General features: G+C 53.9%; 2 protein-coding genes and 2 pseudogenes. 2 read left to right on the forward strand and 2 right to left on the reverse strand.

The window, feature by feature from the left end:
* The first annotated feature begins 772 nt into the window (after window positions 1-772).
* Window positions 773-1,854, forward strand: a protein-coding gene (locus tag V6N04_RS18475) for an IS3 family transposase (RefSeq protein WP_371171657.1) whose coding sequence is annotated in 2 segments (ribosomal slippage) — window positions 773-959 and window positions 959-1,854 — 1,083 coding nt in all. Because the reading frame shifts where the segments join, the coding sequence is not laid out codon by codon here.
* Window positions 1,855-2,312: 458 nt separating this feature from the next.
* Entirely contained in the window at window positions 2,313-4,229 is a 1,917-nt protein-coding gene (locus V6N04_RS18480; protein WP_371171658.1) for a potassium transporter Kup, read from the forward strand.
* Window positions 4,230-4,511: 282 nt separating this feature from the next.
* Here V6N04_RS18480 and V6N04_RS18485 read toward each other — a convergent pair.
* Both V6N04_RS18485 and V6N04_RS18490 read right to left on the reverse strand, forming a co-directional pair.
* A pseudogene (locus V6N04_RS18485) lies at window positions 4,512-4,796 on the reverse strand (phage integrase N-terminal SAM-like domain-containing protein); the annotation flags it as partial.
* A gap of 187 nt (window positions 4,797-4,983) precedes the next feature.
* Window positions 4,984-5,095: pseudogene (locus V6N04_RS18490) on the reverse strand (IS5-like element ISCARN85 family transposase); the annotation flags it as partial.

The following is a 5,095-nucleotide window of genomic DNA, read 5'->3' on the forward strand; positions in this document are numbered from 1 at the left end:
CAAAGTACCAGGTAGGAAATAAACCTGCCTAATGATTGTGGAGTCACCGGACTAAAGTCCCCCGACCCAGTGGATACAACTTAGACTGCCACGGCAAGACTTCTTTTGGCTCAAACACCTTCGCTACTACAGTCCCCTACCACAGCTTGACAGAGCGTCCTGTTGCCTATCGTAACGACGGTAACCAGTCCTGCCATATGATCGCTTCAGCTCTATCAACAGGGCTGAAAGGGATAACTCATAGGTGCGGGACCAAGGTTGGGTGGCTGAAGGTCAGCCAAGACGAAGTCGCACTTTCTTAGCAGAATACTAGTATGGGACATCTTTTACTCGGCGTCGGCCCAGCATCCGAGTAAAAGATGTAATGAGCCTACGACCCGGCTGCGGCTCATTTTCTACAGGGTATGATCATAAGACGATTCTTTCACGCTGAAGCAGAACCGACTGGAAGTCGGTGGGTTGGAACCAGGGCGTGGATACTCAATAGGGAAAGTCGGGACAACTATCTCGACTTCGCTAGTATACCGTCCTGACCAATGGCAGCAATGCTATCCGTTGTCCTGCGAGACAGTTCGACACCATCCCCTGACATCATCGCTTCCACAAACTCGGTTTTCTTCAGAACGGCACCGTCAGATTCAACATAGGTGACCCAGCCCCCTGAAATCAGGCCACTGAGGTGTTAGTAATCCGTCCAAATAAAGGATGGACCATGAAACGCAGATTTTCAGACGAACAGATCATCGGTATGATCAAGGAATAGGAGGCGGGCGTGAAAGCTCAGGAGCTTTGTCGCCGCTACGGCATCAGCGACGCGACGTTCTACAAATACAAAGCCAAGTTTGGCGGTATGAACGTGTCTGATGCCAAGAAGTTGCGGGCTTTGGAAGACGAGAACAACAAGCTGAAGCGCATGTTGGCGGATGCGATGCTCGACAACGCAGCCCTGAAGGATCTCGCAACAAAAAACTACTGACGCCCGATGTTAAGCGGCGAGCCGTGCACGATGTGATGGATCGGCACGGCTTGTCCGAGCGTCGGGCATGTGAATTGGCGGACCTGCACAGGTCAGTTTTTCAGTATCAGAAGCAGGATCGGAGCGACGGCACCCTGCGCAGGCGGCTTCGGGAGCTGGCGAATGAACGTCGTCGGTTCGGCTATCGACGTTTGGGCATCCTGCTGGCAAGGGAAGGTTTTGAGGTGAACCACAAAAAGCTGTTCCGGCTCTATCGCGAAGAGGGGCTGGCGGTGCGCCGCAGGCGGTCACGCAAGCGAGCTTTGGGCACGCGGCGGCCCATTCTGGTGCCGGATCGTGCCAATCAGCGTTGGTCGTTGGATTCTGTCTCCGACGCCTTCGAAGAAGGGCAGAGGTTCCGTGTGCTATGCATCGTGGATGATTGCACCCGTGAGGCACTGGCAACAGTCGTGGACCGGTCTTTGTCGGGGGCGCGGCTGACCTGTGAACTGGATGTGCTAATCCGAAGGCGCGGGCAACCAGACATGATTGTCTCAGACAATGGGACGGAAATGACATCTCATGCAGTGCTCAGATGGTGCCAGGATACCGGCGTTGGCTGGCATTACATCGCGCCGGGGAAACCTATGCAGAATGCTTTTGTCGAGTCATTCAACGACAGGCTGCGGGACGAATGTCTGAATGAACACATCTTCGGCAACCTCGCCGAGGCCCGAAAGATCATCGAAAGCTGGAGGATCGATTACAACACACAGCGACCACACACATCTCTTGGCGGGCTGGCTCCAGCCGTTTACGCCAATCTCAACCGTGCCACCCGGCCTGCTTCGCTTGAGCTACGCAAAGGCTCCGCTCAGCAGGCCTTGACCGCAACCTAATCACAAGAAAGAAACAGGAACGGATTCTACATCCAAACGGCCCGGATCAAGGGGCTGGGTCAGATGAACGAGCGGGGGGCGACGATCTGTATATCTCAAAGGCCGCAGCGCAAGGAGTCGTTAGAAATCGATGAGGAGATGTACAAATGGTAACATCTGGCCGAAAACTTCTTCTGTGATTTGAAAGACTTCCGCCACATCGCCCTGCGCGCAGACGAAACGGATATCAGTTTCGTCGCTATCATCAACGCCGGCGCGGCACTTCTGAACTCCAAGTGAAGCTTAACAGACCCTAATGCAACAGTTCCCTTCGCGGAGAGAAGCAAACGAGATTAGGTGTTCACAAGCGTCGGGCCACGTTGCTATCAAAGCGAGAATCCCCATTGGCACTTCGGACGCTCTTGTTCCCTAGCACACGGTCAAGGAAGTTTGAAAGCTGGGATGAAGGCAACAGTTGGATGAAAGCCGCTCAAATGAACGACATACTGGTTAACAATAACACGCTCGACGAGACGCGCCGCCCACTAGCCGTCACAGCTCTGGCGGCATTGGGCGTTGTCTATGGTGATATTGGCACAAGCCCGCTCTATGCCTTTAAGTTGGCGTTCAACGGAGAGACCGCGATTCTAGCAACGCACGATCATGTTCTTGGTGTGTTATCGTTGATCTTCTGGGCGCTTATTGTTGTTGTTACAGTGAAATACCTTGTGTTTGTGTTGATGGCGGACAACAATGGCGAAGGTGGCATCATAGCGCTCGTTGCGTTGCTCAATCCGTGGATGGCCAAGTCGGGAACCCCTCGATATGTACTAATGATCATGGGCTTATTTGGTGCCGCCCTTTTGTTTGGTGACGGAACCATTACTCCGGCTATTTCTGTGCTGAGCGCGGTCGAAGGCTTGGGGGTGGAGAACCCGAAACTCCGAGCCTATTCCGTCCCCATCACCATCTCGATTTTGATCGTTCTCTTTTCCGTACAACGCTACGGCACCGCCCGGATTGGTTCGCTCTTCGGACCGGTGATGCTGATTTGGTTTCTGGTCCTCGGGTTGATGGGTATCAAGGGCATCCTTGAGGAACCACGTGTCTTCGCCGCCTTGATGCCGGGGCATGCGATCAACTTTCTGTTCAACAATGGCCTGTTGGGGTTTGTTGTGTTAGGTACGGTTTTTCTTGCCGTAACCGGGGCCGAAGCCCTTTATGCCGATATAGGGCATTTTGGCCGGGTTCCGATCAGAGCGGCCTGGCTGGTTGTCGCACTTCCAGCCCTTGTGCTGAATTATTTTGGACAAGGGGCTGGCGTGCTAGCCAACCCCGAAAATGCGGCCCATCCCTTTTATCACCTCAGCCCCGACTGGGCACACTATCCGTTGGTGGGCCTAGCAACGCTGGCCACAATCATTGCATCACAGGCTGTGATCTCAGGCGTATTCTCGCTGACTCGACAGGCCATCCTTCTGGGTCAGCTGCCTCGCATAAAAATTCTTCAGACGGACAGTCAGCAGATCGGACAGATTTTCATACCCTTTGTGAACTGGGTGCTCATGGTCGCAACAATTGCTTTGGTTCTCGGGTTCCGTACCTCGGATAATCTGGGAGCAGCTTATGGCCTGGCGGTTGCTACTGATATGGTCATCACGTCATGTCTTGCTTTTTTTGTCGCTAAACGGTTTGGCTGGAACCTGTGGCTTGCAGGCGGGCTTGTGGTGTTATTTCTGATTGTTGATGTCACTTTCCTCATCGCTAATTCGTTCAAGTTTCTTGAAGGTGGGTGGTACCCTGTGTTGGCCGCAAGCCTAATATTCACACTTATGACGGTCTGGCGCAATGGCATCAAACGCCTCCGGAAGAGTAATAGCGATGAGCGGCACCTGCTTGAGACCTATCTTGCCGATATCAAAGTAGCCCGCCCCAAGACCGTTGCCGGGACCGCAGTTTTTCCCACGGCGCGGGTGAAGACGACGCCTTCGGCCCTCCTGCGGATCATGGAGCACATGCCGGTTATTCACGAGACGACCATCATACTGACCGTCAGTATTCAGGATGTCCCCCGGGTTACTGGAGCCAATCGCGTGGATTTCGTGGCGCTGGCCCCAGGTGTATACCGTATCATCCTGCGGTACGGTTTCATGCAAAGCCCAAACGTGCCCATCGGGCTTAGGCTTTGCGCACGGTTTGGACTTGATCTTGACCGCGAGACGACCACGTACTTCGTCAGTCTTGATGACGTCGAGGTTATGGGCTCACCGCCATTGCAGAAACGATTGTCGGCCCATGTCTTTGCATTTTTGTGGCGGAATGGCCCGCGCCTGTCAGATTTGCATAGCTTGCCGCTTGACCGCATGGTCGTCATTGGACATCGTCTCAAACTTTGAAGCAAAATGGACTACGTCCACCCGCAAGACGCCTTTGGCAGCAACCTGATCAAAGGGGGCTGTTGCATTGACTCTTGTTGTCGGCCAGGTTTTGACTTTTGAGGTTCATCATGCCGCGCCAGAAGCTAATCATCATCTGATTGGCCTAACGGCAAACGCGCCTTGGAACGTGCTTGCTATTTGAGGGCATAACGCCCCAAGGCGCACCACCAAATGGCCGACTTTTACGCCGCCGTTGACACTGCGCAACGCTCATCTCAAAAACATGCCGCAACAGGTCGCTTCCTCGACGCTGAGCACTGCAGGCAGTTTGCGCGGCTGAGTACGGAATTGCATGTACCGCTTCATCTCATCCCGCCCGCAGGTCATCGAGAAAAAGAAGCGCAGCGCGGTGATGCGCGCATTGTAAACCGACGGCGAGACCTCGGCATCCGTCATGTGAAGCTGGTAGGCGCGAAGCTCCTCCGGCGTAGCCGTATCCGGCGATCGCCCCAGAAACCCAGCGGAATCCTTCACCGCTCGGATGGACGCCTCCTGTCTGTTGACTGAGAAAGCCTCAATCGTCAGACAGGTTGTTCAGTTCGCAAAATCTACAACGTCAGGAACAATGCGAAACATCAGCAACAAGCGCCATTGCCGCGCGAGCGGTTTCGTCCAAGAGCCCTTTTTGACCGATGCTGCGCATCGCACCAACGTCTTCTTATCTGTCCGCACAGACTTTCTTTAGGAGAGCGTAGCAACTGTCTAGGGCCTGTTAACACTTAATCATATCGACGATTAGGGCGAAATTCAGGAAAGCGCGGTACATGACGTCCAGCTTTTCGAACCTTGAGAAGATGCGCCGGTATCCTTTCAGCCTTCGAAAC

This window comes from Aliiroseovarius conchicola, from assembly GCF_041403445.1.
GTDB classification, from domain to species: Bacteria; Pseudomonadota; Alphaproteobacteria; order Rhodobacterales; family Rhodobacteraceae; genus Aliiroseovarius; species Aliiroseovarius conchicola.